Genomic DNA, 24,122 nt, shown 5'->3' with positions numbered 1-24,122 from the left:
AGTAAGCTCCCCGCCTTAAAATTCAGCGAAAGCAAAGAATTTAGGTGGGAATCAACTGCCCGTAAAAGCCCGATTGGTTCAACTAATAATCAGTGGGAGATGAAGCCCCCCTGCTGATTAAAGTTTCACTTTATATTTTCTCTTCTATTCCTTCTCTTCAATAGGTGCTAAATTCGCTTCAATTTCTGCTCGCTTTTCTTCTAAGAACGGCGGTAAATCAAGTTTTTCTCCTAAATGTTCTACATCTCCATCAACTGTAAATCCTGGTCCATCTGTCGCAATTTCAAATAGAATTCCGTTTGATTCACGGAAATATAAGCTTTTAAAATAGAAACGGTCGATGATTCCTGAAGACTGGAAGCCTCTTTGTATCACCTGTTCTTCCCAATAAGCAAGCTCTATATCATTTTTTACACGAATTGCTAAATGGTGGATGCTACCGCGGCCCGGTTTTTCAGTAGGACCATCTAAATATTTCACAACGATTTCTCCAAAAGCCTCTCCTTTAATGGACTGGAAAATTGCTTCCTCTTCGCTGTGGCTAACCTCTGTATAACCAAACATCTCTGTAAGTGTACTCGCCATTTTATCAAGTCTACGAACTGTCATTTCCACAGAACCCATTCCTTGAATTTGATGCTCTGCAGGAACTTCTGATTTCTCCCATGTTTCCCAGTGCTCTACTTTTTCTCCGTTTGAAACGAGTAGTACTAAGCGAAGACCTTCAGCATCCTCAAATTGCAAAGCAGGGCGATTTGCATATGTTGTCATTTCACTATGTTTCACACCAAATTCCTCAAATCGTACTTTCCAGTAATATAAGCTTTCCTCGGAAGGAACGAGTAATCCAATTCGAGTAATGGCATTCGTACCGCGGTACGTTTTTCCTACTAAAGGAATTTCAAAAAATGATAATTCTGTACCTGGACTTCCTGTTTTATCTCCATAAAATAAGTGATACATGGACGGATCATCTTGGTTTACCGTCATTTTCACACGGCGTAAACCAAGCACATTTTTATAAAAGTGATTATTTTCATTTGCGTTTTTCGTAACCATTGAAATGTGATGATGCCCTTTAATTTCATACATTGGTTATTCCTCCGTTTCATTTTACTAGTCAAGTGATGGCTAAAAAAATAACATTTCCCACAACTAATATGGTTTTTAGCTTTTCAATTTATTCTTAATTATGTTTTTGTAAATTCATTTTAGTTTTACTGAATAAGTTACTTTGTTTTTTAATCGAAAGCAACTGAGTGTATGTTTTTCATATGACTCAATTGCTTTCATTACTATCACTTTACAACTCAAGTGATTAAAAAGCAAGTGATTTATCTCAAATTCAAGATATTTTTTTATTGGATAAAATTTTGGACTACAAACACAAGAAATTCTTGGTTTGGAGACATTATAAAATTCATAAGTTGATGGATGTAGGATATCGCCAGCATTAAAAAAACACGCTAAGAAGTATGCAAGGTTTTATACAGTTTTTCAGCTAATTCAGTAACAAACAGAAATCTTAAAATCCCCTTCAGGATAGGAATGTATAAAAAAATGTATAGATCCATAGAACGTAAAAAGGAGGTTCCCTTGTGCGAGCAGGGTTCCTCCTTGTCCTTGCTACCGATAATATTACGTTATATTAATTGAATGCGAATACCATATACATCCAAAAATCATAACAAATCGATTCTCCGAAATGGTACAATTAGGAAAAGGGGGAAAGGATATGTACGATTACAAATTCGTGAAAGTCGAAGTTAATAACTGGAAAGGGGAACCTAAAGAAGATTATAAGCGTATTATTGCCGAACATGCTGAAGACGGTTGGAAATTTGTTCAAATCTTTGCACCATCAATCGCAGGATACGCGCAATATTTTGAGATTATCTTCGAACGAATCAAATAACCCCTTTCGAGAACGAGAGGGATTTGCTTTGAATAACATACAAAAAGAACTGAAATATTTGGGAATCTAATTGTTCTCAATTTAACTTATAAGATAAATAAGCTAATATTAATCAACTTCCAATATCGAGAATTATGTAAATAAGCTGCCCATATGGACAGCTTATTGTATTTTTTGCTTAACATATTTTTTCTGAAATGCTGGCGGTACTCAATTTAAAAGTTGATATGCCCCCATTCTAGTGGCAAGATATGTTTTATTAGTTCTTCGTTACACCCATGCGTACTTCTTAACTATTTTATTTCATTTTTAATAAAGTGAAACTTTAATCAGTGGGGGGTTTTCTTCACCCCCCACTGATTATCAGCCCTCACCAATCGGACTTTAATGACTTAACATTATGCTTATCTTGGGAGCAAGGTATTTTATCGGTGAGTGTATACAAACCATGTAATGCTTGCTGTTAATAATGCTGACGAAATCAAAGCTGTAAGAACACTATATGTTTGCCACATAAGTATTGTTGACCAATCGAAAGCACAGCACAGTATACCCAGGGCAATCGTAGCGGTCAGGAAAATAACTGTTACGGTTATTCTCTTTTTTGTCATTGGCTGCCGCTCATTCGTTCTCCTACTGCGTAATCCTAAGAGAAATAGCAAAACGGCCAATAGGCAAAGAATAATTGTGATAGACGACAAAATGATATCCAAAAGCTGTGTGCCGCTTATTTCATATGACTGAGTTAGATTGCCTTCTAATATATCTTTAACTTTTAGTACCATGTTTGTATTGGTATTTGCGCCGTTGCTCAGCAAGGAGACGGCTGTTCGTTCATTTGGCAGTATGACTACTTTGGTTCTGAAATTTGGATTACCCCCAGTGTGTTCTATAATCGTTTGTTCAGCGTTTACGGACCAGCCTGCCGCATAATACATACCGTTGACAGCCGAAACAGACATATCACCCCTATGTGATTTTTCGATAACCATGTGAAATATTTCGGGTATGTCCTGCACGATCCCCATCTGTATGCCCATCCAACGCGCCATATCTTTTGTATTAGAAATGATGTAGCCTGCGGGTTTATTCCCAGCATAATCCGGAGCTTTAAATGGAGTTGTCATAAAAAAGGAAGAACGGTAGCCCTGTGCCAACTGTCCAGTGGCTTGAGCAGCTTCTTTATAAACATACGTCTGGTGAAGACCTAACGGCTGAAATACCTGTTCCTTCATAAAGTCTTCATAGCTCTGTCGCGACACAATCTCAATAACCAAACCCAATACGTCATAATTAACGGTTCCATAGTTATACTGTTCACCGGGAGGGAACGCCAATTCAGCATCCACGAGCATTTCCACAGTCTTTTGCAACATATCCGGTGTATTGCCTTGTGGAATATTTTGAAGATGCCTAATATTTGTTAGACCACTGGTATGGTGAAGAAAGTTATTTAGTGTAAGACTTTGCATATCAACAGGTTTCCCTTGATATTTTAATGTAAACCAAGGTAAATATTTTTGGACAGGGTCAGTCATTGAAAGCAGCCCTTGCTCTTCCAATAGCATAATACCCATACCGGTAAAAGCTTTACTGACCGAGGCTAACTCATAGAGTGTATTTTCACTTGCAGACAACCCCTTTTCACGGTCTGCATACCCTGAAGAAAAGTAGAACACTTCATCATCAGCAAGTATTGAGATTGACATTCCCGGCACACCTGATATACGACAGGCATCATCTAGCAACGCTTGTATTGCCGCAGATTGCGAATCTGACAACGCATAACTTTGTGTTGCAAATCCTGAGAATAATATAAATATCGTTAATACAAAAACAATAATCTTTTTCATAAACTCTCCTTTTTGGAAAATTATAAGAGAATAATATAAAGTGAACCTATAATCAGCCCTCACCAATCGGACGTTTACGGGCAGCCCGACCCCCACCTAACTTCTTTGCTCCAGCCAAATTTTGAGGTGGGAGTTTTACTGCCCGTTAATGTTGGATAAATAACCTCCTTTTACAACTACGAAACTAATTTTAATGTATCTTTCTATTCACCTGTATAATATCAAATGATTGCGAATAGTTACACTTGAACGAACAGATGGATGTAATTTGAAACAACTTTAAAGAGCCTTGCTACGTAGAATGTAGTAAGGCTCTTAGCTTTTTAATAATCAAAATTCAATAACTTTATTATCATTATACAACAGCCCCACTAAGCGTATTAACACTTAATGAGGCCATTTTATTCACACTATTAATTATGGAACGTCGGTTTATAGAACGAACGATTATCAAGAGCAAAGACACGCTCTGTGTATTCACCTGGTTTTGTGCGTCCTAATGCACGGTCCATCATGTTCATTTTTGCATCTAAGTTATCGATGTAATGCAGAATTTCTGCTTCTCTTACTAATGGCGGTTTTGGGCTACCCCATTCTGCTTTTCCGTGGTGAGAAAGAACGATGTGTTGAAGAATTAATACTTCTTCTGCATCGATTTGCAGCTCGTCTGCTGCTTTACCAATTTCGTTCACCATAATGGAAATGTGGCCTAGTAAATTTCCTTCTAACGTGTATGTTGTGGAAATTGGACCCGATAATTCGATTACTTTACCAAGGTCATGTAAAATAACGCCTGCATATAGTAAGTCTTTATCTAATGATGGGTACAAAGCAGCAATAGCTTTCGCTAAATCAAGCATTGATACAACGTGATAAGCTAGTCCAGATACGAACTCATGATGGTTTTTTGTCGCTGCTGGATAGTCTAAAAATTCGTTTTGATGCTTATTTAATAAATGTCTTGTTAGACGTTGAATGTTTGGATTTCTCATTTCGAATATGTATTGCGTAATTTTCTCAACCATATCTTCTTTTTTCACTGGTGCTTTTTCTACGAAATCTGAGATGTCCGTCACTTCATTTTCATTCGCAACGCGAATTTGTTTCACACGTAATTGAATACGTCCTTTATAGTTTTGAATATCACCAGCTACTTTAACGATTGTTTCCGCTACATATTGTTTCTCAACTTCTGGTGATACGTCCCATAATTTCGCTTCAATATCTCCACTTGGGTCTTGTAAGATTACTGTTAAAAATGGCTTTCCATTACTTGCGATACCTTTTGTCGCTGTTTTAATTAACAAGAAAATATCGACTTGTTCACCAACTTCATACTCTGCAATTTTCTTTTTCATTCGAATTCCTCCACCAAATCAGTTACTTTTAGTATAGCACACTACAACTCATTTTCTTTACGCTTACGCGTTAATTTTATAATCTGTTTTTCTGTAAAGAACGATAGTAAATGCGCATGACATGTAAAGAAGATGACTTGTCTATCTTGCGCAATTTCCTTTATTAGTTCAATTGTGCGATTCGTCCTTACCGCATCAAAATGTACGAAACTATCATCAATAATAAAGGGATAATCATGCTCAAATGTTTTCGCTAACGCAAATCTCAGCGATAAATATAACTGCTCCGCTGTCGCTTGGCTTAGTTCATGACTGTAAAAACGCATACCGTCGTTACGCTCGACAATGAACGGTTCCGCCTCTGACGGCGAAAAGATTTTACTATATCGTCCGCCTGTTAAATAGACGAAATACTCTTCAGATTTTTGTAAAATACGAGGAAGATGTACTTCGTGATAATATTGCTTCGTTTTCGTTAACACTGTCTTTGCGGCCGCATAAGCAGCCCACTTCTTCACTTGTTCACGCACTTGCGCTTTTTTCATTTCCCACTCATGCAGTAAATCACCGTACGTACTACCTTCTTCTAAATTTGCAATTTCCATACGATGTTTCGCAATACGCTCTGTCAGTTCTTTTTCTTGTGCCAGACAGTTTTGCGCGGCTGTCAGTTCTTGCTTTAATTTTTCATCATAACCGTCAGCTTCATAATGCTCAGCTAATGATAAACTCGTTAAACGTTGTTCTAACAGATCAATTTGCGGTAGTAAACGCCCCACTTGTTTCTCAGCATCTTCACGTTTTTCCGCCAGTTTACCTGATTCTAAAAACATCTCTTCATCTGTAGAATCTGCGATATGCCATAAATTATCTCTTTCTACTAACAGTTGTTTCAATTGCTCTTGCATAAACTCATATTCTTCTTGCCATTCCGCCAGTTTTTCTTTCAGCTGCTTACAAGTTTGGCGCTTTTCTTTCTCATTTTGCATACGACTTTGCGCCTCGTGCAGCTTACTATATTCCGCACTACCGATAACAGTTTCTAGTTTATGTTCAAATTGCGAAATCATTTCATATAATGAAGATTTCCGCGCGCCTTGCTTCTCTAATTCACGATATAATTGCTGCATTTTTTCCATACGCTCAAATGCTGGCAATATGTGTGCATACGTATAAAATTCAGGAAACATATAGCGCGTTTTATATGCATTTACTTGTTCGCTAATGCAGAACGTTTCTCTCTCCCATTCTTCATACGATGAAACAACTTTATCATACGCTCGCTCCATTTGCTGCAATTTATAAGACTCACGCTCAAATAGCTTCCGAATTTCTTCGTCTTTTTCTAACTGATAGCGCACAGACATCACTTCTTCGCTTTGTCTCCCGCCAGCACTTTGCTGAAGAGTAAGAAGTTCTTCTTGTAATCCGCTTGATGAATCTTTATATAAAACAAGGGCAAGAACAATCCCTACAAAAACAATGACACTAATAAATAAGAGCGGGCGGTTATTTATTAATAAGCTCGTGAATAAAACACCTGTGTTAATAAGAAGTAACAGAAGACAAACTCTTTGCCACTGCTTTTTCTTTTGCAATGCCGCTCCTGCCTTCTCTTCATACTTGCGCTTCATTCTCTCTGCGCCCATACCGATAAACGCCGCATCTTGAAATGACTTTTCTTTCTCAACTAACGTATTTCGTTCTTCCTCCGCTAACATTTGTTTCTGAATCTGTCTTATGTTTTCTTCTTGTTCTTCTAGTTGCTCCTGCGCTACTTTAAAACGATCATCAAGCTGTGCTTTTTGCGATTCTAATTCGCGTGCTTTTTGCACTGTTTGCGTAATTAACTCTTTCGTTGCCAAACTCATATCAAACGAAAGAACTGTTTCTTTTTCAAAAGTAGCACCAATTTGTTGCTCTAGTTCTGCCAGTTCTTCTTTTATATTCGTAATCGTTCCTGTCATATCACGCATTTCTTGACGTGCATTTTCATAAGACATATGCTGCATACGAAGTTCTTCTACGTAACTTTCTTTTTGTAAAAACTCTTCATCTATTTGAATCGATTCCATTTCCGATTGCACATTCTCTATTTTTTTATGAAGTGAATCAACTTGCAACTGAAGCGGCTCCATCTTCGCCTTAATTGCCTCATAACGGGCCATTCCGTTTACCGGAAATTGCCCACCCTCATTTTCTAACACTTTCTCGTGCGCACGCTTTTCAATAACGAGAGGCCTTAGCGCTGTTAATATTTCATAATCTTGCTTTCGCTTTTCTGCATTCTCTTTTTCCACGCGAACAAAAGCTAGCTTCTCTTCACTTTCTTTTAACTGCTCCACTTGTTTTTCATACGTGCCAATTTTCCCTTGCCACTCTTTCATCTTCTCTTCAAGCTTCTTCATTTCTTGCAGTGACACGTTAATTTCTGGCTTACGACCACTCGGCTTAAAACGCTGATCCATTTCTTTTTCTAATTTTTTATCTAGCTGCAATAACGCATCACTTCCGACTGCACTTGCCGAAAATAAATAATTGCCGATATCCGCTTCGCCAAGCTGATGAATATTTTGAAGGCCATGCATATCAAAAGAAAAGACTGATTCAAATAAACTTTCATTCATCCCGCTTAATATATCGTGTAAAATTTCTTCGCCGCCCGTTTTCCCGTCTTCAAAATAAACGGTTACCTCACCATTGGCTGTCTTTGGCAATCGTTCAATTTTCAAACGGCCGTACTTCTCTGTTTGCACAGTCAGCGCACCGCCATACTTGCCGCCTTCTTTCGGCTCATAACGGCGCTGTCCTCTCGTCGGAAAACCGAATAAAATACTTTTCATAAATGAGCGAATTGTCGATTTCCCCGCTTCATTTTCACCATATAACACTGTCAGCATTGAAAGATCCATTTCCACATTTTCTAATTTTCCGTACCCATAAATATGGAGTTTTTCCATTCTCATTTTTTATCCCTCTCTTGCTGGAATAATTGCTCTAAAATAATATTTTCTGCTTCCTTTTGAATCTCTTTCTTCTCTTCCTCTGTAAAAGATTCAATACTATTACGCGCCACAGGAGATGTCCAAATCGTGCGTAACACGCCGTCCATATTGTTGAAAGCTTCTAACTCCTTTAGCACACTACCGACGAAATGATTTTCTTCTTTCAAACGCTCGATTTCCGCAAAAGAAACCGTCTCATTTTTCCACTTCATCGCATATACGAAATCTTTTCGCTCTTCGCCAGCTGCTAAAATATGAAAAACCTCTTCCACGCGCTTGTCTTCACGTAAATAAGGAGAAAGTGGCCCCTGTCCTGTAAATACGACAGTTAGTAGCGTCCCTTCCTCTTCTCTTCGGCATTCATTCATCGCAGTTGACACACTCGTCATAAGGTCATCAACAGTTTCCAGTTCATCAATATTCAATTCAATCTCATCCCATACAACATCAGCCGTATGGAAAAATGAATATTGCGTTCCTTGTTTCGTGAGTTCAATCAGGTACGCACCTTTCTCGCCTGTTTCCTTACGATGACGCCCTTGTATATTCCCCGGATAAATAATATACGGCTCTTCTGATAAAATTTCACGTTTATGTATATGGCCAAGAGCCCAATAATCAAACTGCTTTTCTTTCAGCTCACGAATTTGAAACGGCGCATAGCGATTATGCTCTGCATCCCCTTCCATACTTCCGTGAAGCATCCCAATATGAAAAGGCGCATCACTCATTTTCGTATACTGCGCTGTCATATTATCCGTTACCGCTTGCTGCAAATAACTAAACCCGTAAATAGAAGCTAATAACTCACCATTTTTATAAAATGATTTCTCTTCTACATAAGGCTCCGTAAACACATGAACATTTTCCGGAAACTCAATTGCAGCCCAGCTTCCCCCTAAATGATCGTGGTTACCGTGAATAATAAAAACAGGGATATCGTACTGCGAAAGTCTCTTCATTTGCTCACGCACAAACACTTGCGCCCTCAAACTTCTCGTCTCCGCATCATACAAATCCCCGGCTAGTAATACGAAATCAACGCGCTCTTGAATCGCTTTATCAACAATACGCTCGAACGATTCAAACGTACTCTGCTTCATTCTCTCCCAAACAGACTGCGGTACATTCATCTCCATACCTTTAAACGGACTATCCAAATGCAAATCAGCCGCATGTATAAACTTCACTTGTTTCACAAATAACGATCCTTTCCTTTTCCGTACTTTACTACGAATAGTAAATCTAGTGCTCATAAAACTTTCACTCTATTTTACCACGCAATGTCATATATTTCTTTGCATATTCTAGTGATTTATGCCAAAATAGTTATAAGATTCTGATTTTAATTATTGGAGGGAATTTTCATGGGAGTATACGTTCTAACAGTCTTTGAAAAAGATGGTTCAAAAGCATTAGACGAATCATTCGAGGCGGCAACTGAAAAAGAAGCAAAAGCAAAAGGTGAATCTATTTTACAAGAAAAAGGACTATATGAAAAAACACATCGCTGCACATCTTCTGCAGGTAAGCTCGTTTTATTCCAGCGCTAAAAAAAGAAGCGTCATCCGCTTCTTTTTCACTCTACTATATCTTCGTCACACCACGTAAACACCACATCTAGAATGCGATTACCGATACGTACGCGTTTATTCCATTTTCCTGTTTGGATCTGATGTTGCAATTCTGCTTTCATCTTTTCCGTCCAGTCGTGAATCGTTTCACTACCGTCGTACGGATATACGCTCGGAAACTCTTTCTGCAGTAGATGCAAACTCTCTACATCAAAATGAAAATGGTAGAAGTAGTTTGCTGTAAGCGATGGTTCTTGCAATCGTAAAAAATGATCATCAATTTGCTTTCTATTTCTATAGAAAGTAAAGATATTCACTTTACCACTCGTAATTTGGTCAATTTGAATTTCGTGCTTCTCTATAATCACGTCTTGTCCACCTCGTTGTATACTATCTTTAGTATATATGTCTTTTGCAACAAAGTTAATCATTTTCGCGCGAAATTCATTTCCTTCATTATATTACCTGTACCTCCAAGTACAATCAGAACAAATAAAAACAAAGTTGAAGGGGAGCGATCACATGTATTTCGGAAGCAAAGGTTGGTATGTAAAAGAACTTAAAAAATTAGGTATTCGTACTTATGAAGGTAAAAAACTAGAATCGTATCGTACACATGTGTTGTCTAGTTTACTTGAGAGAATGAAGAAGGCTTCGGCTTGATAGGTAAACAATTCATTTTCGTTATTACAACATAATTAAAGCTATATTTTATATAGTATGTGAAAGAAACTGTATCAATTTTTTGATACAGTTTCTTTTTTATTTAACAATATATCAAACCAATTTTGATTCTTGCACATTTTCTTATTTTCTTTGTTCTCTCCATCTTCCTTATTTACTGATTTAATATGATAATTAATGGGTTTTACAACCTCTAATTCCCAACATTTATTAGCTATATATAAAGTCGAATTATTTTCCATGTAATAATTCCCAAATAAATCACTTTCTTTTCCCGACTGATTTACATAAGTAATTTTAATTGTTTTTTCAAACGGTTGGTTTATTATTCTTATGAATTGTCCACTCCATAAAGAGAACCTGGGTAACGAAACAAAAGCGAATAAGAGTACAAGTCCAATTACTAACCTCACTACATTATTAGCTTTGTTAGAAAGAACACTATAACATCTATAAATCACTATATACAAAATCGAATTATTTTCAAAAGACTTTTCCTTATTTTCTTCCTGCTTCTCTTCGACTTCTCCTTCGCTTTTCTCACTAGCGCCTAATTTTACCTTTTCTTCTATCTTTTTCTGAGTTAGTTTAACTATTTTCAAAATAGCAAAATGTAAAATTGGCATTGTTACAATAAAAATCGCTTTTTCAGAAAAAAATACTATATTATTCTCCCCTAAACCCAACGATAATAGCATAGAAATTATAATAGAAAAAGGTAAGCAACTTATAAAATTGAACCATTTCTTACTATGGTAATGACGAAATATTATTAGTGTAATGAAAAGACATGGAATGAATAATACGGTAGATAATTCCATGTATATACTTTCGTCTAATAATTTCATAACGCTTAATACTTGTCCGATAAAGGCTAGTAGCAAAAACTGAAGCACAGCCGCACTTATCATTAGAATTGGGTGTTTTTCCGCTATATTAATAGTATATAAAAAACATAGTGTAAAGCCTACAAATATCCATATAAAAGCAAAACTTAACATACTAATGAATGTAATCTCATTAGCAAAAAACATTGTTATAAAAAAATTTAATAAAAAGATTATTAAAACTAATAAAATGAAGATAGCTCCCTTTTTCTCCTTATTTTTGCGCATTAAAGGAATGGATGCTGAAATTATATAATAAATACAAATAAAAAATATAGAAGTAATAGTTAGAGTTTGTATACTAAAAGGTATCAAGTTGGATACTATATTAAAATTTGAGATTTGAAAAAATTCATCCCCACTAAAATAATATCCATACAAAAAGCTATACACAATGAGAAAACCTAAAGACGATATAAGAGTAAAACCGAAAAATAAAAACCTCACATCAAAAAATAAACTCTGGGCATGTTCAAATTTCTTTTCAAAAAAAGAATTAATAAAACTCACCTTTACACATCCTTTATAAAATAATGTTCATTCCATATTTTAATAACACACTTCTAACGCTTGATTTATTTGACTACAAAATATCAAATCAAAAATCTATATATTATTATAATTTAATTATTAAGATTACCCAACTATGGATATAATTTATATTATAAAAAATACTCAAAAAAATCTCCTATGAAATAGAACTATACAGATTATTTCATAGGAGACATCTCACATATTATTTATCCTCTTTATATAACTCTACTAATCGTCTCCCACCAGCGGTACGCGTCCCAATCATCTTACGTAATTCCTGCGCTTTTTTTGGTCTCTTAGTAATTAAACGTGTTTCTTTTTCTATCACTGTAAAATCTGATTTTATTTGCATCATATCAATAACTACCACTTCATCATCTGCCTTTTTGTTCAACATAATATCATCCCTCCTTTCACGAAATGATTCGATATATACCATATACTCCGTCACTTCCTATTTCATTTCCTAATCTATTCCGAATAAAATAACCCCTCAAACCAAAAATGCTATAATAAACCCAATCAAACTAAGGGGGCAAATTACTTTGCACGGAACATGCACTCAATTTCACAAGTTTGGCAACCCAAAAGATGTATTACAAGTTGAATATAAAAATATAGAACCGTTAAAAGAGAATGAAGTTTTCGTTCGTATGTTAGTTAGACCAATTAACCCGTCTGACTTAATTCCCATAACGGGAGCGTATGCACATAGAATTCCGTTACCTAACATACCGGGTTATGAAGGTGTTGGTATTGTAGAAGATGTAGGAGCTTTTGTTTCTAGAGACCTTATCGGTAAACGTGTTTTACCGTTACGCGGGGAAGGTACTTGGCAAGAATATGTGAAAACATCAGCAGATTTTATAGTACCTATTCCTGATTCCATTAATGATTTCACAGCGGCACAAATGTATATTAACCCTCTGACGGCTTGGGTTACATGTACAGAAACACTAAACTTACAACGTAATGATGTTTTATTAGTAAATGCTTGTGGATCCGCTATTGGTCATCTTTTTGCGCAGTTATCACAAATTTTAAACTTCCGACTCATTGCCGTGACAAGAAATAGTAAACATACAGAAGAGTTACTGCGCCTTGGTGCCGAATATGTAATTGATACTTCCACTGCCCCGCTTTATGAAACCGTTATGGAATTGACGAACGGAATCGGTGCAGATGCGGCAATTGATTCTATCGGGGGACCGGATGGAAATGAATTAGCTTTCTCTTTATGTCCAAACGGGTACTTTTTAACGATCGGTCTTTTATCAGGCGTACAAGTAAACTGGGCAGAGATTGTCACGAAAGCAAAAGTACACGCGAACATATTTCATTTACGACATTGGAATAAAGAAGCATCACCTCATAAATGGCAAGAAACGTTTCGTCATTTAATCCAGTTAGTAGAAGACAAAAAATTACGTTTCATGACAGTACATTCTACGTATGACTTAGCGGATGTGAAAACGGCGGTTAATGTTGTGCAGTCTGCTGAAAAAACAAAGGGAAAAGTGTTTTTAACGAGCTATTGAATGTGGCTAATAAATTAATTTTTCAAGAGCCCCAATTAATGAACATATGGTATGTAAAACATAGGAGTATATAATTTCCTATGTTTTACATACCATACATATTAAATCCCCTTTAAAAATACATGAGCAAAAAATAAAAACGCATCCTTATTAGATAAAATGCGTTTAATTTATGACCATCTTTTCACTTTTTTTACCACTTAAAGAAAGCAATGTAACAAAAAGAAGCATTAAAACAACACCAATCAATTGGACATTTTCTAATGTTTTCCCAAACCAAATAACCGATACGATCATTACTGTTAAAGGCTCTACACTTGATAATATACTTGTTTCTACAGCACTAATATAACTTAAGCTAGCTAAAAAGAATGCGTATGCAATTGTACCGAAAATAATGAGTGCAATTGTCATTAAAGTTATGTCTACACGAGCAAAGAATACCCATTCATTCGAATTCCATATTTGAATAGCTACTCCAATAACAGATCCTCCTATAAACATTCCCCAACCTAGTATGATTAAAATCCCCCATTCCTTCATAAGACGAGTAGGGTACAATGTATAGAATGCATAAGTAAACCCAAGTCCAATCCCAAAAACAATTGCTTTTGTACTAACTAATAAACTATCCAAAGTGCCGTTGGTTAATAATAAAAATAAACCAATTAATGTTCCAATAATCCCAACAACTTGATTTCGCGGCGGTAATTCTTTCATTTTTAATGAAATATATGATACAACAATAATTGGCGCTGAAAATTGGAAAAGTGTCGCAACAACAGAATTACTCGCATCAATTGCTCCTAAAAAAGCATATTGTAATCCTAGTACACCAATTATACTAAATAAAATCAGCTGCATTGCTGACGGGAATGATTTCCAAACAGCAAAAATATCTTTTTTTGCGAGTAATGAAAAAGATAATAATAATACTCCAGCTACTGTTAAACGGATCGTTAATAAAAAAGGGACAGACATCTTAGTTACACCAAAAACCCACTCCATCATCGGGCCTGATACCCCCCATAAGATAGAACCAACAATAATCAATATTATTCCTTTTAGACGGGACATATTTTCACTTCTCTTTCTATAAAAAATAAATTGTAAAATTGTTACTTATTAAACATACAGACAAAAAACTATTATATGTATGGAAAAATAGGTAAATTGATTCTTTATAAAACTTGGTTTGAGCAAATTCATTTCGCTACTTCTAAAATGGATTACTGCTTCCTAAGATTTTCCCAACATTTGTTTAAACTACTAACTATTAGAATACAGCTTAACCTTGTGCAATTAAAGTATAGCTTTTATAAAAATTATAAAATAATACAAACTAGTAATAATTACATTTTAAAAATACAATATAGTTAAAGACGAAGTATTTTCCCTGATTCAATAGAATCTCGGTTCCTACTTCGTCTTTCTTATTATAGCTTTTCATAAAAAAGAGATATTTTCTTTCATTTTATTATACCTTACATATACTTATATTGTGAGAATCTATCACTAAGTTTATTTATTTTCAAATGTTTCATATGTAATCAATTCCTTAATTGGAAGGCGTATTGTCCTTCTTGCCGGATTAATCGCTTTACCTACACTAATAATCATTACGGGAATATATTGATTTGGAATTGAAAATTCCTGCACAAGCTTTTCAGAATTAAATCCTGTCATAGGACACGTATTTAAACCTTTTAATTCTGCTGCTATCATCAATTGCATTGCACACAAAGAAGCATTTCGAATTGCATCATCTCTCATAGCTTCAGAGTTTTCTTTATAAAAAGAATGAATATCACCTTCAGTTTTTTTATAAATATCTTCACTTAAAAATCCCGACTTCATTAATGGTGAAAATACTTTGGCATAATTTTCATACGCATGTAGATCCCCTAAAATAATAACTTGAACAGAAGCATTTAAAACTTGTTTTTGGTAATTAGCAATAGAATAGAGCTTTTCTTTACTCTCTTTTGTGGTTATCACCAAAAATCTCCAGTGCTGAAGATTCCATGCTGAGGGTGCATAAGAAGCTATTTTTATAATTTCATTTATTTCATTTTTAGAAATAACGTAACTAGGGTCATAGTTGCGAATGGAACGTCTTTTAATTAAAGTCTGTTCCATTCTCTCATTGTTTTCGTTGTTTATACTCATTTAAAATTCACTCCTATTAAGCCCATTTTTAATTAAACTAAAAAATCCACCCTTCACTTGAGATTAAAATTATAGGGGAATACGAGAAGTAAAAAAATAACATTTTAACGAAATTTTATTAGCTTACTATATAGAAACATTAATAGCACCAATAAGATTTCTAGCGTGTACAAATATAAAGAATAGTCTAGACATGAGATGCAATCCTATGACTAGAGTAAGAAAAAAACAATATGTGTTGATAAACCTATTTAGTTCATAATATTATCTCTCTATAGATTGGCAAACTTTTCAGAAACTAACCCCAACACCTTATCCCTTTCTTTATAAATAAAAAAGTGATCCCCTTCAAATTCAATGAACTCACATGATTTAATTGTATAGCAATCCCATTCTTCTATATGCTTTTCTTTTGTAAGGGGATCATTATTTGCATACAATATGAGAAGTGGAGCGTTTAATTTTATATTATTCAAATAATAGTCATACGTTTGTATTAATTCTAAATCAGCTTTTAATACTGGTAAAAACAATTCAGATATACTAGAATTCCCTAGATTTTCAGGGACTCCCCCTATTTTTTTCAAGTTTGTAAGAATCTCCTTTATATCATGCTCTGAATGGGAAGCCGGAAACTGATTGATTATAATATGTGGAGGCCTTCTACCAGAAACTATTACAAATATCGGTAAATTGTGAGCACTCTGTTGGATTTTTTTTGTTATTTCAAATGCTAATATTCCGCCCATGCTATGCCCTAAAATCACATATGGTGTCTCATCAATTTGTTTAACAATTTTATTATATAAATCTTGAACAGCAGATTCCATATTTTCGTAAAAAGGCTCCTTTACTCTACTTCCACGTCCAGCCAATTCAATAGGAATGATCTCAATATCAAATTGTTGTTGTCTTTTCCACTTATAGAATTGTCTCACTGTACCGCCTGCATGTGAAAAACAGAACATTTTAAACTTAAACAAAGATATCTACCTCATTTCAGTTATTTGTGAGCTTGAATAGCTTGTGCTGGATAGACGTGAATTGCATAAGGCCTTTCATTACGCAAAAGTAATTGATAAATACTTTTTTTTAGTTCTTCTTTCATATATAAATCTTCATTATCTATATATATATTTAAATCATATTTATATTCTCCCTCCTCTACTTGGTAAGGTTGCGTTGTAACCTTATATACACCAGGTAAAGAATTTATTAAATTTCTAATTGAGGAAAGAGAAACTTTCTCTCCATTAGTAATAATAAAATCTGAAATACGCCCTTTAAAATATAGATAACCATCTAAATCAATTTCAAAAAGATCTCCAGTTGCTATAGTATTTGGTCCAACAATTGGGTTCCCTTTAAAATCTCGACCAACTTTTTTCTTCAGTATGGTATCTGAAGTAATAATTAATTCCCCAGAATTATCATCCATATTGAGTTTTTTTAAAGATACCTCCACTCCCTCCATCGGTAGCCCAACAGATGAAAACTTTTCTACCGGTTCATTATGTGCTGCCAAAGTAGCAACTCTAGGCCCAGCTTCAGTTAACCCGTAAGTTAAATATAATTCTAGATTAGGATATAAATTAAGAAGTTGCTGTGTATATGTAGGATGTAGGAAATCCCCACCAACAGTTAAAGTCTTCAACGAATGAGGAATTCCACAGTTGGATTTTAATAAATTTTTAACTAATAAAGGTGTAATAGATGAAATCGTAATTTTATATTTTTCTAGTAAACGAATGTAATTTTTCGGTGTAAAAGGGGGGCCTGAAATAACTAACCTACATTTTCTAACAAAAGCTGCTAGCATTTGAGCAACCATAGCATAGGAATAATACAGTGGTAAGTTTATTAATAGTATGTCACTTTCCACTAAATTTACTGACTTTGTATGTCTTTGGGCATTACATATTAAAGAATTAATATTATGAAGGCAACCGCTCAAGATACCTGAAGTGCCAGAAGTTAAAATAATAACATCACCAGGAGAATATATTTTTTTATTTAACAAATTAAAAAAGGACATTCTAAAATCGCCAATAGAATAATTCTTTTCACAATAAGATACAAAATCCGCTAGTTTAGGAGCAATTATAGCTGTTGCACCTAAACTATTGGCAATTTCCATTATCCTTCTTGATGAAGTTGACGGAGACAACAATGTTGGTACTCCACCAGCTAATAAAGTAGCAAAATAATATTGAACCAAAGTTTTACTATTTGGCAGAGCAATAAGAATAACTGAACCTGGTTTAATTTCTGTTTTAACAATTTCTTTTAATATTTCATCAAATTCTACAGAATTTTCTGTATTATCACTATCTATAATTTGATTAAGAAATTCTTCAATTTCTGTTTTGCAAAAGGGAATTTTGTATAGTGAATTATTCATATACTTACCTCCTTTTAAAATATATAGCTATTTTAATCCTTGAATAATAAAAGATGTAGCTATATGGTTATTGCGATCATCTATTTCATAGCAATTTACAATAAGAAATCGAATTATTTTTTGCCTGAACCAAGAAATAGAAAGCGTATTTACCGTTTCTAAACAATCATTCGGTAACATTGAAAATGTTAATGATGGTCCTTTAAATCCATATATAATACAAGGTAAACCAGCTAACGAACCAGGATTTGCTCCCGCAAAGCGAATAGGGGATATTCTACCACCTTTTACTTGATTAGCAATTCTATGCATTGTATGTTTGGTACATTGTGCGCTTATAGCTATTACCCCGACTTCAATTCGATCCTTTTCAATATCTATGTTACAAGTTTTGATCGCCTTTTCTAAAGCATCTAACACTAACCAACTTGCCGGATCTGCATAAATAGACGGTACACTTTTTTTGATTGTATTCAAATCTGTACTTATTGATTCTTCACAACTAATCACGTGAGTGAATTGATTATTAAAAATATCAAGATTTAATCGATCCCTTCGAATATTAAGCATGTATTAAACCCTCCAAATCCTAATGTCAAACTCGCTCCAACCTTTCCTTCAAACGAATGTGGTTGTTGAATAGATAAAGGTAATGAAAATTCTTCCATAGGCTTTTGTAATCCATATATTGGAGGTGTTTTTGCATCTTTTAAAGCTAAAATTACAGAGATGGCCTCCAAAATACCTGTAGCCCCTAAGCTATGCCCAAAAGCTCCTTTCGTTGCAAAAACAACGGGTTGTTTATTTCCATCCCCAAAGAGTCGATGTAAACTAGTTTTTTCAACCATATCATTAACAGGGGTCCCTGATCCATGAGCATTAACAATGTTAATATCCTCCACATTTAAGTCCGCATCCTTTAACGCACGTTGAACTGATAGAATAATACTATCACCAGTCATATCTGGTGATGTCATCCCGCTTGCATCATTAGATGCTCCTGTACCTTTTAAATAACCATGAATAGTGGCAGAGCGTCTTATAGCGGATTCATAGGATTCTAAAACTAGAAAACCCGCTCCTTCTCCAAGCAGCATTCCATCATGTCTTTCATCAAAAGCGTATAAAAAGTTTGGAGACATAGTACCTAAGGCCGAGTGAGCAAGACGTTTACTATTTGTTAAAATATCTACTCCCCCGCAAATACAAATATCCTTCTTTTTATTCCTTATTAGTTCAGCACCTACTAAAATACTATCAGACCCTGATGAACATGCAGTAGTTAATGATATAGGAGGATTATAAGCTCCTACTTCATTTGAGATATTCATTGCCCATTCATGTAAGGAATTAAAGCTGGGATCATCTAGATGAGAACCAAAACTAGTACCAAGGATAATTTGAATATTTTTATCATTAAATTCCAAATGAGCGTGATTTAAAGCACTTACTAGTGTTTTAACTGCTAAAATTTGCTGACGTTCATTTTCTTTATATTCGAGAGAGATATCCGAAACTGCCGCAGCCAAATTATTACGAAGAGGATAAGCAGAAGGGATACAGGATATACCTGTATGCCCATCCAACAACTTCTCCCATACACTATCAAGATCAGAACCTAATGATGTCGTCCAAGCCATTCCAGTAATACAAATCGGTAATTCACCATTCTTTTCTACCATAATTGTTCACCTAAAGTATCAATCTTAGTACGAACTAAAGTTCCTTTAAACGCTGCAACTGGCTTACCATCTACCGTTGCCCTACAAGAAAAAATAAAAGTATTATTATTATCTTGTATTCCTTCACATTTCAAATTAAAAATCACTTGGTCTCCTGGCACAATAACCTTCAGAAATCTAGCTTTTACTGATCCTATTAAAGTCAGTTCATCATCTTCTAAAGGACTTGTACTTAGTTGATAAAATACAATTCCAGCTTGAGCAAAACATTGCGTAAGATGGGTCCCTGGGAAAATTGCTCTTTCAGGAAAGTGACCCGCAATACAATCCATTGTACCTGAGACAGACATCATACATTGGAAATATTCACTCGGCTCATAATCTAATACGCGATCAATATAAATCATTGGGTGTCGATGACGAAGCCATTTTTTGAGCTCAGTAAATCCAATTGTATTCGCTTTTTTTTCAGTAGTCACGTTCATTAAACATAACACTCCTTCAAAGTATTTTTCATGTAACTTGGCATACGTGAAACCGCCCCACTACATTTATTTACAATTACGTATGTCATCTCTGCACTTGATAATAAAGTCTTTTCGTCGTTTTGTTCTTGTCTATAAATTTCGCCTGTAATTTTAAAACTTGCCGTACCAATATGATTAATTTGAATATCAATCAAAAGATAATCTAAAAAATAAGCAGAAGATAAATATTTAATCTTCATCTCACTTACTACTAAATCTAATTGCTCAGATTCAAGCGCATGCATACCAATTTTAAGATTATCTAAATTTTCCAACACCGCAGTTTCCATTAAAGATGGATACCTAGAGAAGTGAACCACTCCCGATGCATCCGTATCAAGATGTTCTACACGTTTATTTAATATGGATAACTTCTGCATCAAATAATAACCCCTTCAAATTCTTTAGAAGCTGTAGATAATCTTTCAAATACAGTTTGAATTTCTTGCTTTGTCGAAATCAGTGCTGGCGCTATTCTCATCGTTGGATATATATAACGCTTTCCATGAGAACGCCTTCCTGCACCAGCCATAAATTCAACATATACACCATTACGGATTATACAATTTCTCAGTTCTGCTAATTTAGCAGTAGATTTTTCCGTTAGCTCGATTCCATGCATTACACCGATACCACGGGCTTCCTGATAAACACCAGGGAATTTTAAAACTAGCTCAGCACTTAATTGCTTAATATATTCCCCTAATTCTATCGCATTGCTCAAAAGTTTGGCCTCTTCAACAAATTGAATGCCATCATTAATGACAGCACACGTTATAGGACGTAAATCTGACGTAGACACGCCACCAGAGCTACGGATAGTTAAATCCTTTCTTGCAATAACCATTGAAGTAGATAGGACTCCCATTCCAAGGCTTTTTCCGATTACAGTAATATCTGTTGGAATATGTCCCTCTTTATCATTCATCGCGAAGTATTTACCAGTCTTTGCAAACGTCAATACTTCATCCGCAACTAGCAGTGTTTCATTACTTTGGCATAAACCTGATAAGTGACGTAAGTATCCTTCAGGAGGAATAATAATTCCTGCATCCCCTTGAATCGGTTCCACAATAACCGCTAAAAGTTGATCCTTTTTTTCTTGAAAATATTCTTCTAATACTTTTGAATCACCAAATGGTATATGATCTATTTTGACGCCATATGGTTCACTCGTAGACGTATTTGGTAATCCTATCCGATAATGTCTTCTGTTTAGTAAAGGAACTAATCCACTTGTCCAACCATGCCAAGCGCCTTCAAAGGCTAAGATTGTATTTCTTTCTTCAAGCCCTGGCTTATATTTAAGATTTCTTGTATCGAAGCGAGATTCTAAAATTAATCTTAGAGCTAACTCCATTCCTTCAGAACCCGAATTTCGACCACTCACATGATAGCTAGATTCTGGAAAATATTGATTCCATAATCCATTTGGCCCCAGCAAATTCACCAAAAGTTGCGAGCGTTCTTTAGACGCGATCTCATCCGTTACATACCCTACATTGTCTACCGCCCTTATAAGCGCCTGTTTTGGCACGGGGTGAGAAGCACCTAAACAGGCGCTTCCATAACCACCACTCACATCAAGAACCTCAAAAGTCTCACCAATATTTTCTCCGTCTATTTTAATAAATGTTTGTGAAATACCTTTTGCACTCAAACAAGCAAAAGGCATTTTACTATTCCCGTAATGATTAAAGTGAATTTTTTGACCTAATAATATAGAATCTAGTTCAGCAATTGAAGAATTATAGGTATTTGTATTAGACATAAAAAATCATCCCTTCTTTTGTACATATACAAAATGATCTAATTATTCACAAGCTGTAATCTTCGTACTAAATTCGCAACACTATTAATTGATTGGAAATTTTCTGGAGTAAAATCATCATCCGAAATTTTCACTTCAAATTCTTCTTCACAATTCACTCGAAGTTCTACAAATCCTAGTGAATCAATTCCAAATTCATTTCTTAAACTATCATCTAACCCCATATTTTCCTCAGGAATTTCTACAAAGATTTCAGAAACTAATATTTTCTTTATTTTTTTTTCGATTTCCATAATAATCCACCTTTTCTTATTTATATTTTTAAATTTAAAAAATCTACTTAAATCTCTTGCATTCATGTAAACCTTTTATACTGAAGATTCCAGTTAATAATTAAATAAATACCGTCTTTAAAGTACCCCCATTCCGCCACAAAAGTAAGAATCATCAATATATTCTAAATTCTACCATGTTTTTTTTTGAGGATTATTGAGAAAAATCTCTACTAACTATTAATTCCTCGCTATATGCCAAGATTATTGAAAAGCATCTTGGTATATAAAAAGGCGCCCGAAGCGCCTTTTGCTAAATAAAATATTCATTTTTCTACCTAAATTGAATATTCTATTTTTTATTATCCCTACTCCTCATTTACACTTTAAGGTGACCCCTTTCTTCAAAATAGAAAGAAGCTTTATAATCTCTTCAAACCGCTATTCATCGAATCGAATCGTATCTTAATCCATACTTTAAAGTAAAAAACTCATTTCAAAAAATATTAGGGGAATTTATCCAGTTGATAAAAAATTTTCTCAAAATTCCCCATTTTCCGCTAATTAATACTATGCATTGAAATTGTTAAAGAAAAAGCTTTTATTTTTTAAAAAATCAGTTACACATCACGTTATCTAAATAAGAAACATTTGCAACATGCTCTTTTTCCGATTCAGATAATAATTAGCGTTCTATATGTCCGTTCAAAATATAATTTGCACTACTTCATTTCTATCCAATCGAATATTTCCCCTAAAAAAACCCCTCAAAGCTTCTGCTTTGAGGGGTGAGCCTGTTGTTTATTTACTTATATACGTACAGCTGTACCACTTACAGCAACCATTAACATTCCATCACGAACTACTTCATAATCTACGTCAACACCAACGATAGCGTTCGCACCTTTTTGTCGTGCAAGTTCTTTCATTTCACCCATTGCGATATCACGAGCTTCTTTTAGCTTGCTTTCATAAGAACCAGCACGACCACCGACAACATCACGAACGGAAGCGAATAAATCGCGGACAATATTTGCACCCATAATAGCTTCACCATTTACAATATCGATATACTCAATAATTTCTTTACCTTGAATTCCAGACGTTGTTGTTACAATCATGACTGACACTCTCCTATAACTTATAATTTTTGATTAGCTTTCTCATGTCTTTATTATGACATGGAAAAAGTAACGAATCTATTGAATTACCTTACAGGAATGTGACAGTTTTGTAAGAGTGAAATATTATTTTACCTTCTTCTTACAATAACCGCACGAATTTACAGAAATTTGTTATAATTAAGCGTAAGGAGGGATACTATGAAAAAAATCATATCTATATGCGCTCTAACCGCTCTATCTTTCACTTTAATAGGTTGTACAAGCACCTCGGCTACAGATAAAACTTCACAAGTTAAGCAAGAACATACACAAAATACCTTTCAATTAAACTCCGCAAATATTACACATATTGAAATACTGAAAACAACAAATCATACTACTTCCAAATCTCAAACAGATAACGAAGAAATGATAAAATCTATCGTTTCAGCCGTTCAAAAAAGCCCCCCTAAAGCAATCACACTAGATCAGAAAAAGAGAGAATCTGTGCATTCTACTATAACCGTTACATATAAAGATGACTCAAAAAAAGAGTTTCTTGTGTGGGTTGATAATAAGGAGCAAATTACAATTGCTAAAGATGAGAAGAAAGGTAAAGTTGAAGGTGTGATAGTGAATATTGAAGATGTTAAAATGATGAAGAAATTTTTCTAAACGTAAAAAAGGTCCCCTTAAGCTTTGAGGGGATTCTTTTTATCATTTTCTCTCTTCATGCAACTCGCAGTGTATGTCCCATCCCCCCTATTCCTTACAATAGTAACTTCCCAGTAACTTCCTTACAAAAAAGTGCATTATTTACAGTTATAATTTTCAGAGTTAACCTATATG

The 24,122-nt window shown here is 34.8% G+C and carries 24 protein-coding genes; 5 read left to right on the top strand and 19 right to left on the bottom strand.

Features of this window, described 5'->3' with window-relative positions; all coding sequences use genetic code 11:
- Positions 1 to 144: 144 nt before the first annotated feature.
- Positions 145 to 1,092: a ring-cleaving dioxygenase gene (locus tag CO726_RS13075; RefSeq protein WP_099684524.1), complete on the bottom strand. Its 948-nt coding sequence runs from the start codon at positions 1,090 to 1,092 to the stop codon at positions 145 to 147.
- 643 nt (positions 1,093 to 1,735) lie between these two features.
- On the opposite strand from CO726_RS13075, the gene CO726_RS13070 reads away from it, so the two are divergent.
- Positions 1,736 to 1,915 carry a DUF4177 domain-containing protein gene (locus CO726_RS13070; RefSeq protein ID WP_000272495.1) on the top strand — a complete coding sequence of 60 codons (180 nt, stop codon included), beginning with the start codon at positions 1,736 to 1,738 and terminating at the stop codon, positions 1,913 to 1,915.
- Positions 1,916 to 2,340: 425 nt separating this feature from the next.
- Here the strand turns inward: CO726_RS13070 and CO726_RS13065 are convergent, their stop codons facing one another.
- The 4 genes from CO726_RS13065 to CO726_RS13050 all read right to left on the bottom strand — a co-directional run bounded on the left by CO726_RS13065 (position 2,341) and on the right by CO726_RS13050 (position 9,330).
- Complete coding sequence (locus CO726_RS13065) at positions 2,341 to 3,768, bottom strand: serine hydrolase domain-containing protein (RefSeq protein WP_099684523.1); 1,428 nt, start codon at positions 3,766 to 3,768, stop codon at positions 2,341 to 2,343.
- A gap of 413 nt (positions 3,769 to 4,181) precedes the next feature.
- Positions 4,182 to 5,126 carry a 3'-5' exoribonuclease YhaM gene (gene yhaM, locus CO726_RS13060; protein ID WP_098760682.1) on the bottom strand — a complete coding sequence of 315 codons (945 nt, stop codon included), beginning with the start codon at positions 5,124 to 5,126 and terminating at the stop codon, positions 4,182 to 4,184.
- Positions 5,127 to 5,167: 41 nt separating this feature from the next.
- The gene (locus CO726_RS13055; protein WP_099684522.1) at positions 5,168 to 8,092 is read right to left on the bottom strand and encodes an ATP-binding protein; all 2,925 of its coding nucleotides are present in this window, start codon (positions 8,090 to 8,092) and stop codon (positions 5,168 to 5,170) included.
- Positions 8,089 to 9,330 carry a metallophosphoesterase family protein gene (locus CO726_RS13050; protein WP_136699603.1) on the bottom strand — a complete coding sequence of 414 codons (1,242 nt, stop codon included), beginning with the start codon at positions 9,328 to 9,330 and terminating at the stop codon, positions 8,089 to 8,091. The genes CO726_RS13055 and CO726_RS13050 overlap by 4 nt, the downstream gene beginning before the upstream one ends.
- Positions 9,331 to 9,498: 168 nt before the next feature.
- Here CO726_RS13050 and CO726_RS13045 point away from each other — a divergent pair, with 168 nt between their 5' ends.
- Positions 9,499 to 9,684 (top strand): YhzD family protein, encoded by a 186-nt coding sequence (locus tag CO726_RS13045; RefSeq protein ID WP_000539551.1) that lies wholly within the window; start codon positions 9,499 to 9,501, stop codon positions 9,682 to 9,684.
- Between the two features lie 26 nt (positions 9,685 to 9,710).
- Here CO726_RS13045 and CO726_RS13040 read toward each other — a convergent pair whose 3' ends face one another.
- Positions 9,711 to 10,073 (bottom strand): hypothetical protein, encoded by a 363-nt coding sequence (locus tag CO726_RS13040; protein WP_098671137.1) that lies wholly within the window; start codon positions 10,071 to 10,073, stop codon positions 9,711 to 9,713.
- A gap of 154 nt (positions 10,074 to 10,227) precedes the next feature.
- Between CO726_RS13040 and CO726_RS13035 the strand changes: the two genes are divergently transcribed.
- Positions 10,228 to 10,368: a YflJ family protein gene (locus CO726_RS13035; RefSeq protein WP_000273536.1), complete on the top strand. Its 141-nt coding sequence runs from the start codon at positions 10,228 to 10,230 to the stop codon at positions 10,366 to 10,368.
- 74 nt (positions 10,369 to 10,442) lie between these two features.
- Here CO726_RS13035 and CO726_RS13030 read toward each other — a convergent pair whose 3' ends face one another.
- Together CO726_RS13030 and CO726_RS13025 are read right to left on the bottom strand one after the other, a co-directional pair.
- Positions 10,443 to 11,786 carry a hypothetical protein gene (locus CO726_RS13030; protein ID WP_099684519.1) on the bottom strand — a complete coding sequence of 448 codons (1,344 nt, stop codon included), beginning with the start codon at positions 11,784 to 11,786 and terminating at the stop codon, positions 10,443 to 10,445.
- Positions 11,787 to 12,012: 226 nt separating this feature from the next.
- Positions 12,013 to 12,207, bottom strand: coding sequence for a hypothetical protein (locus CO726_RS13025; RefSeq protein ID WP_099684518.1), 195 nt, complete (start codon positions 12,205 to 12,207; stop codon positions 12,013 to 12,015).
- A 148-nt stretch (positions 12,208 to 12,355) separates the two neighbouring features.
- On the opposite strand from CO726_RS13025, the gene CO726_RS13020 reads away from it, so the two are divergent.
- Positions 12,356 to 13,348: a zinc-dependent alcohol dehydrogenase family protein gene (locus CO726_RS13020; protein ID WP_099684517.1), complete on the top strand. Its 993-nt coding sequence runs from the start codon at positions 12,356 to 12,358 to the stop codon at positions 13,346 to 13,348.
- A 165-nt stretch (positions 13,349 to 13,513) separates the two neighbouring features.
- Here the strand turns inward: CO726_RS13020 and CO726_RS13015 are convergent, their stop codons facing one another.
- The 11 genes from CO726_RS13015 to CO726_RS12965 all read right to left on the bottom strand — a co-directional run bounded on the left by CO726_RS13015 (position 13,514) and on the right by CO726_RS12965 (position 23,291).
- A complete protein-coding gene (locus tag CO726_RS13015; RefSeq protein ID WP_099684516.1) occupies positions 13,514 to 14,425 on the bottom strand; it encodes a DMT family transporter in 912 nt (303 codons plus the stop codon).
- A gap of 444 nt (positions 14,426 to 14,869) precedes the next feature.
- Complete coding sequence (locus CO726_RS13010) at positions 14,870 to 15,517, bottom strand: nitroreductase family protein (protein WP_099684515.1); 648 nt, start codon at positions 15,515 to 15,517, stop codon at positions 14,870 to 14,872.
- A gap of 272 nt (positions 15,518 to 15,789) precedes the next feature.
- Positions 15,790 to 16,500, bottom strand: a complete 711-nt coding sequence (locus CO726_RS13005) for a thioesterase II family protein (protein WP_099684514.1) — start codon at positions 16,498 to 16,500, stop codon at positions 15,790 to 15,792.
- 20 nt (positions 16,501 to 16,520) lie between these two features.
- Entirely contained in the window at positions 16,521 to 17,918 is a 1,398-nt protein-coding gene (locus tag CO726_RS13000) for an AMP-binding protein (protein WP_099684513.1), read from the bottom strand.
- A gap of 27 nt (positions 17,919 to 17,945) precedes the next feature.
- Entirely contained in the window at positions 17,946 to 18,488 is a 543-nt protein-coding gene (locus tag CO726_RS12995; protein WP_099684512.1) for a beta-ketoacyl-[acyl-carrier-protein] synthase family protein, read from the bottom strand.
- Positions 18,461 to 19,600, bottom strand: coding sequence for a beta-ketoacyl-[acyl-carrier-protein] synthase family protein (locus CO726_RS12990; protein WP_099684511.1), 1,140 nt, complete (start codon positions 19,598 to 19,600; stop codon positions 18,461 to 18,463). Before CO726_RS12990 ends, CO726_RS12995 begins: the two co-directional genes overlap by 28 nt.
- Positions 19,594 to 20,085 carry a 3-hydroxyacyl-ACP dehydratase FabZ family protein gene (locus CO726_RS12985; RefSeq protein WP_099684510.1) on the bottom strand — a complete coding sequence of 164 codons (492 nt, stop codon included), beginning with the start codon at positions 20,083 to 20,085 and terminating at the stop codon, positions 19,594 to 19,596. The genes CO726_RS12990 and CO726_RS12985 overlap by 7 nt, the downstream gene beginning before the upstream one ends.
- Positions 20,085 to 20,507: an acyl-CoA thioesterase gene (locus tag CO726_RS12980; RefSeq protein WP_098276129.1), complete on the bottom strand. Its 423-nt coding sequence runs from the start codon at positions 20,505 to 20,507 to the stop codon at positions 20,085 to 20,087. The genes CO726_RS12985 and CO726_RS12980 overlap by 1 nt, the downstream gene beginning before the upstream one ends.
- On the bottom strand, positions 20,507 to 21,898 hold the full coding sequence (locus tag CO726_RS12975) for an aminotransferase class III-fold pyridoxal phosphate-dependent enzyme (RefSeq protein ID WP_099684509.1): 1,392 nt from the start codon (positions 21,896 to 21,898) through the stop codon (positions 20,507 to 20,509). Before CO726_RS12975 ends, CO726_RS12980 begins: the two co-directional genes overlap by 1 nt.
- A 38-nt stretch (positions 21,899 to 21,936) precedes the next feature.
- Positions 21,937 to 22,191 (bottom strand): acyl carrier protein, encoded by a 255-nt coding sequence (locus CO726_RS12970; RefSeq protein WP_098760694.1) that lies wholly within the window; start codon positions 22,189 to 22,191, stop codon positions 21,937 to 21,939.
- 788 nt (positions 22,192 to 22,979) lie between these two features.
- Positions 22,980 to 23,291, bottom strand: coding sequence for a heavy metal-binding domain-containing protein (locus CO726_RS12965; RefSeq protein ID WP_098760695.1), 312 nt, complete (start codon positions 23,289 to 23,291; stop codon positions 22,980 to 22,982).
- A gap of 201 nt (positions 23,292 to 23,492) precedes the next feature.
- On the opposite strand from CO726_RS12965, the gene CO726_RS12960 reads away from it, so the two are divergent.
- Positions 23,493 to 23,948: a hypothetical protein gene (locus tag CO726_RS12960; protein ID WP_099684508.1), complete on the top strand. Its 456-nt coding sequence runs from the start codon at positions 23,493 to 23,495 to the stop codon at positions 23,946 to 23,948.
- Positions 23,949 to 24,122: the final 174 nt, after the last annotated feature.

Source organism: Bacillus fungorum, from assembly GCF_002746455.1.
Classification (GTDB): domain Bacteria; phylum Bacillota; class Bacilli; order Bacillales; family Bacillaceae_G; genus Bacillus_A; species Bacillus_A fungorum.
The sequence above is the reverse complement of the archived record's forward strand: the minus strand, read 5'-3'. Positions and strand labels throughout refer to the sequence as shown.

What these genes read in the sequence shown, in the direction of transcription:
- CO726_RS13075 (WP_099684524.1), bottom strand. Translation starts at nt 1,092, where the DNA reads ATGTATGAAATTAAAGGGCATCATCACATTTCAATGGTTACGAAAAAC.
- CO726_RS13070 (WP_000272495.1), top strand. Translation starts at nt 1,736, where the DNA reads ATGTACGATTACAAATTCGTGAAAGTCGAAGTTAATAACTGGAAAGGG.
- CO726_RS13065 (WP_099684523.1), bottom strand. Translation starts at nt 3,768, where the DNA reads ATGAAAAAGATTATTGTTTTTGTATTAACGATATTTATATTATTCTCA.
- yhaM (WP_098760682.1), bottom strand. Translation starts at nt 5,126, where the DNA reads ATGAAAAAGAAAATTGCAGAGTATGAAGTTGGTGAACAAGTCGATATT.
- CO726_RS13055 (WP_099684522.1), bottom strand. Translation starts at nt 8,092, where the DNA reads ATGAGAATGGAAAAACTCCATATTTATGGGTACGGAAAATTAGAAAAT.
- CO726_RS13045 (WP_000539551.1), top strand. Translation starts at nt 9,499, where the DNA reads ATGGGAGTATACGTTCTAACAGTCTTTGAAAAAGATGGTTCAAAAGCA.
- CO726_RS13035 (WP_000273536.1), top strand. Translation starts at nt 10,228, where the DNA reads ATGTATTTCGGAAGCAAAGGTTGGTATGTAAAAGAACTTAAAAAATTA.
- CO726_RS13025 (WP_099684518.1), bottom strand. Translation starts at nt 12,207, where the DNA reads ATGTTGAACAAAAAGGCAGATGATGAAGTGGTAGTTATTGATATGATG.
- CO726_RS13015 (WP_099684516.1), bottom strand. Translation starts at nt 14,425, where the DNA reads ATGTCCCGTCTAAAAGGAATAATATTGATTATTGTTGGTTCTATCTTA.
- CO726_RS13010 (WP_099684515.1), bottom strand. Translation starts at nt 15,517, where the DNA reads ATGAGTATAAACAACGAAAACAATGAGAGAATGGAACAGACTTTAATT.
- CO726_RS13000 (WP_099684513.1), bottom strand. Translation starts at nt 17,918, where the DNA reads ATGAATAATTCACTATACAAAATTCCCTTTTGCAAAACAGAAATTGAA.
- CO726_RS12995 (WP_099684512.1), bottom strand. Translation starts at nt 18,488, where the DNA reads ATGCTTAATATTCGAAGGGATCGATTAAATCTTGATATTTTTAATAAT.
- CO726_RS12990 (WP_099684511.1), bottom strand. Translation starts at nt 19,600, where the DNA reads ATGGTAGAAAAGAATGGTGAATTACCGATTTGTATTACTGGAATGGCT.
- CO726_RS12985 (WP_099684510.1), bottom strand. Translation starts at nt 20,085, where the DNA reads ATGAACGTGACTACTGAAAAAAAAGCGAATACAATTGGATTTACTGAG.
- CO726_RS12980 (WP_098276129.1), bottom strand. Translation starts at nt 20,507, where the DNA reads ATGCAGAAGTTATCCATATTAAATAAACGTGTAGAACATCTTGATACG.
- CO726_RS12975 (WP_099684509.1), bottom strand. Translation starts at nt 21,898, where the DNA reads ATGTCTAATACAAATACCTATAATTCTTCAATTGCTGAACTAGATTCT.
- CO726_RS12970 (WP_098760694.1), bottom strand. Translation starts at nt 22,191, where the DNA reads ATGGAAATCGAAAAAAAAATAAAGAAAATATTAGTTTCTGAAATCTTT.
- CO726_RS12965 (WP_098760695.1), bottom strand. Translation starts at nt 23,291, where the DNA reads ATGATTGTAACAACAACGTCTGGAATTCAAGGTAAAGAAATTATTGAG.
- CO726_RS12960 (WP_099684508.1), top strand. Translation starts at nt 23,493, where the DNA reads ATGAAAAAAATCATATCTATATGCGCTCTAACCGCTCTATCTTTCACT.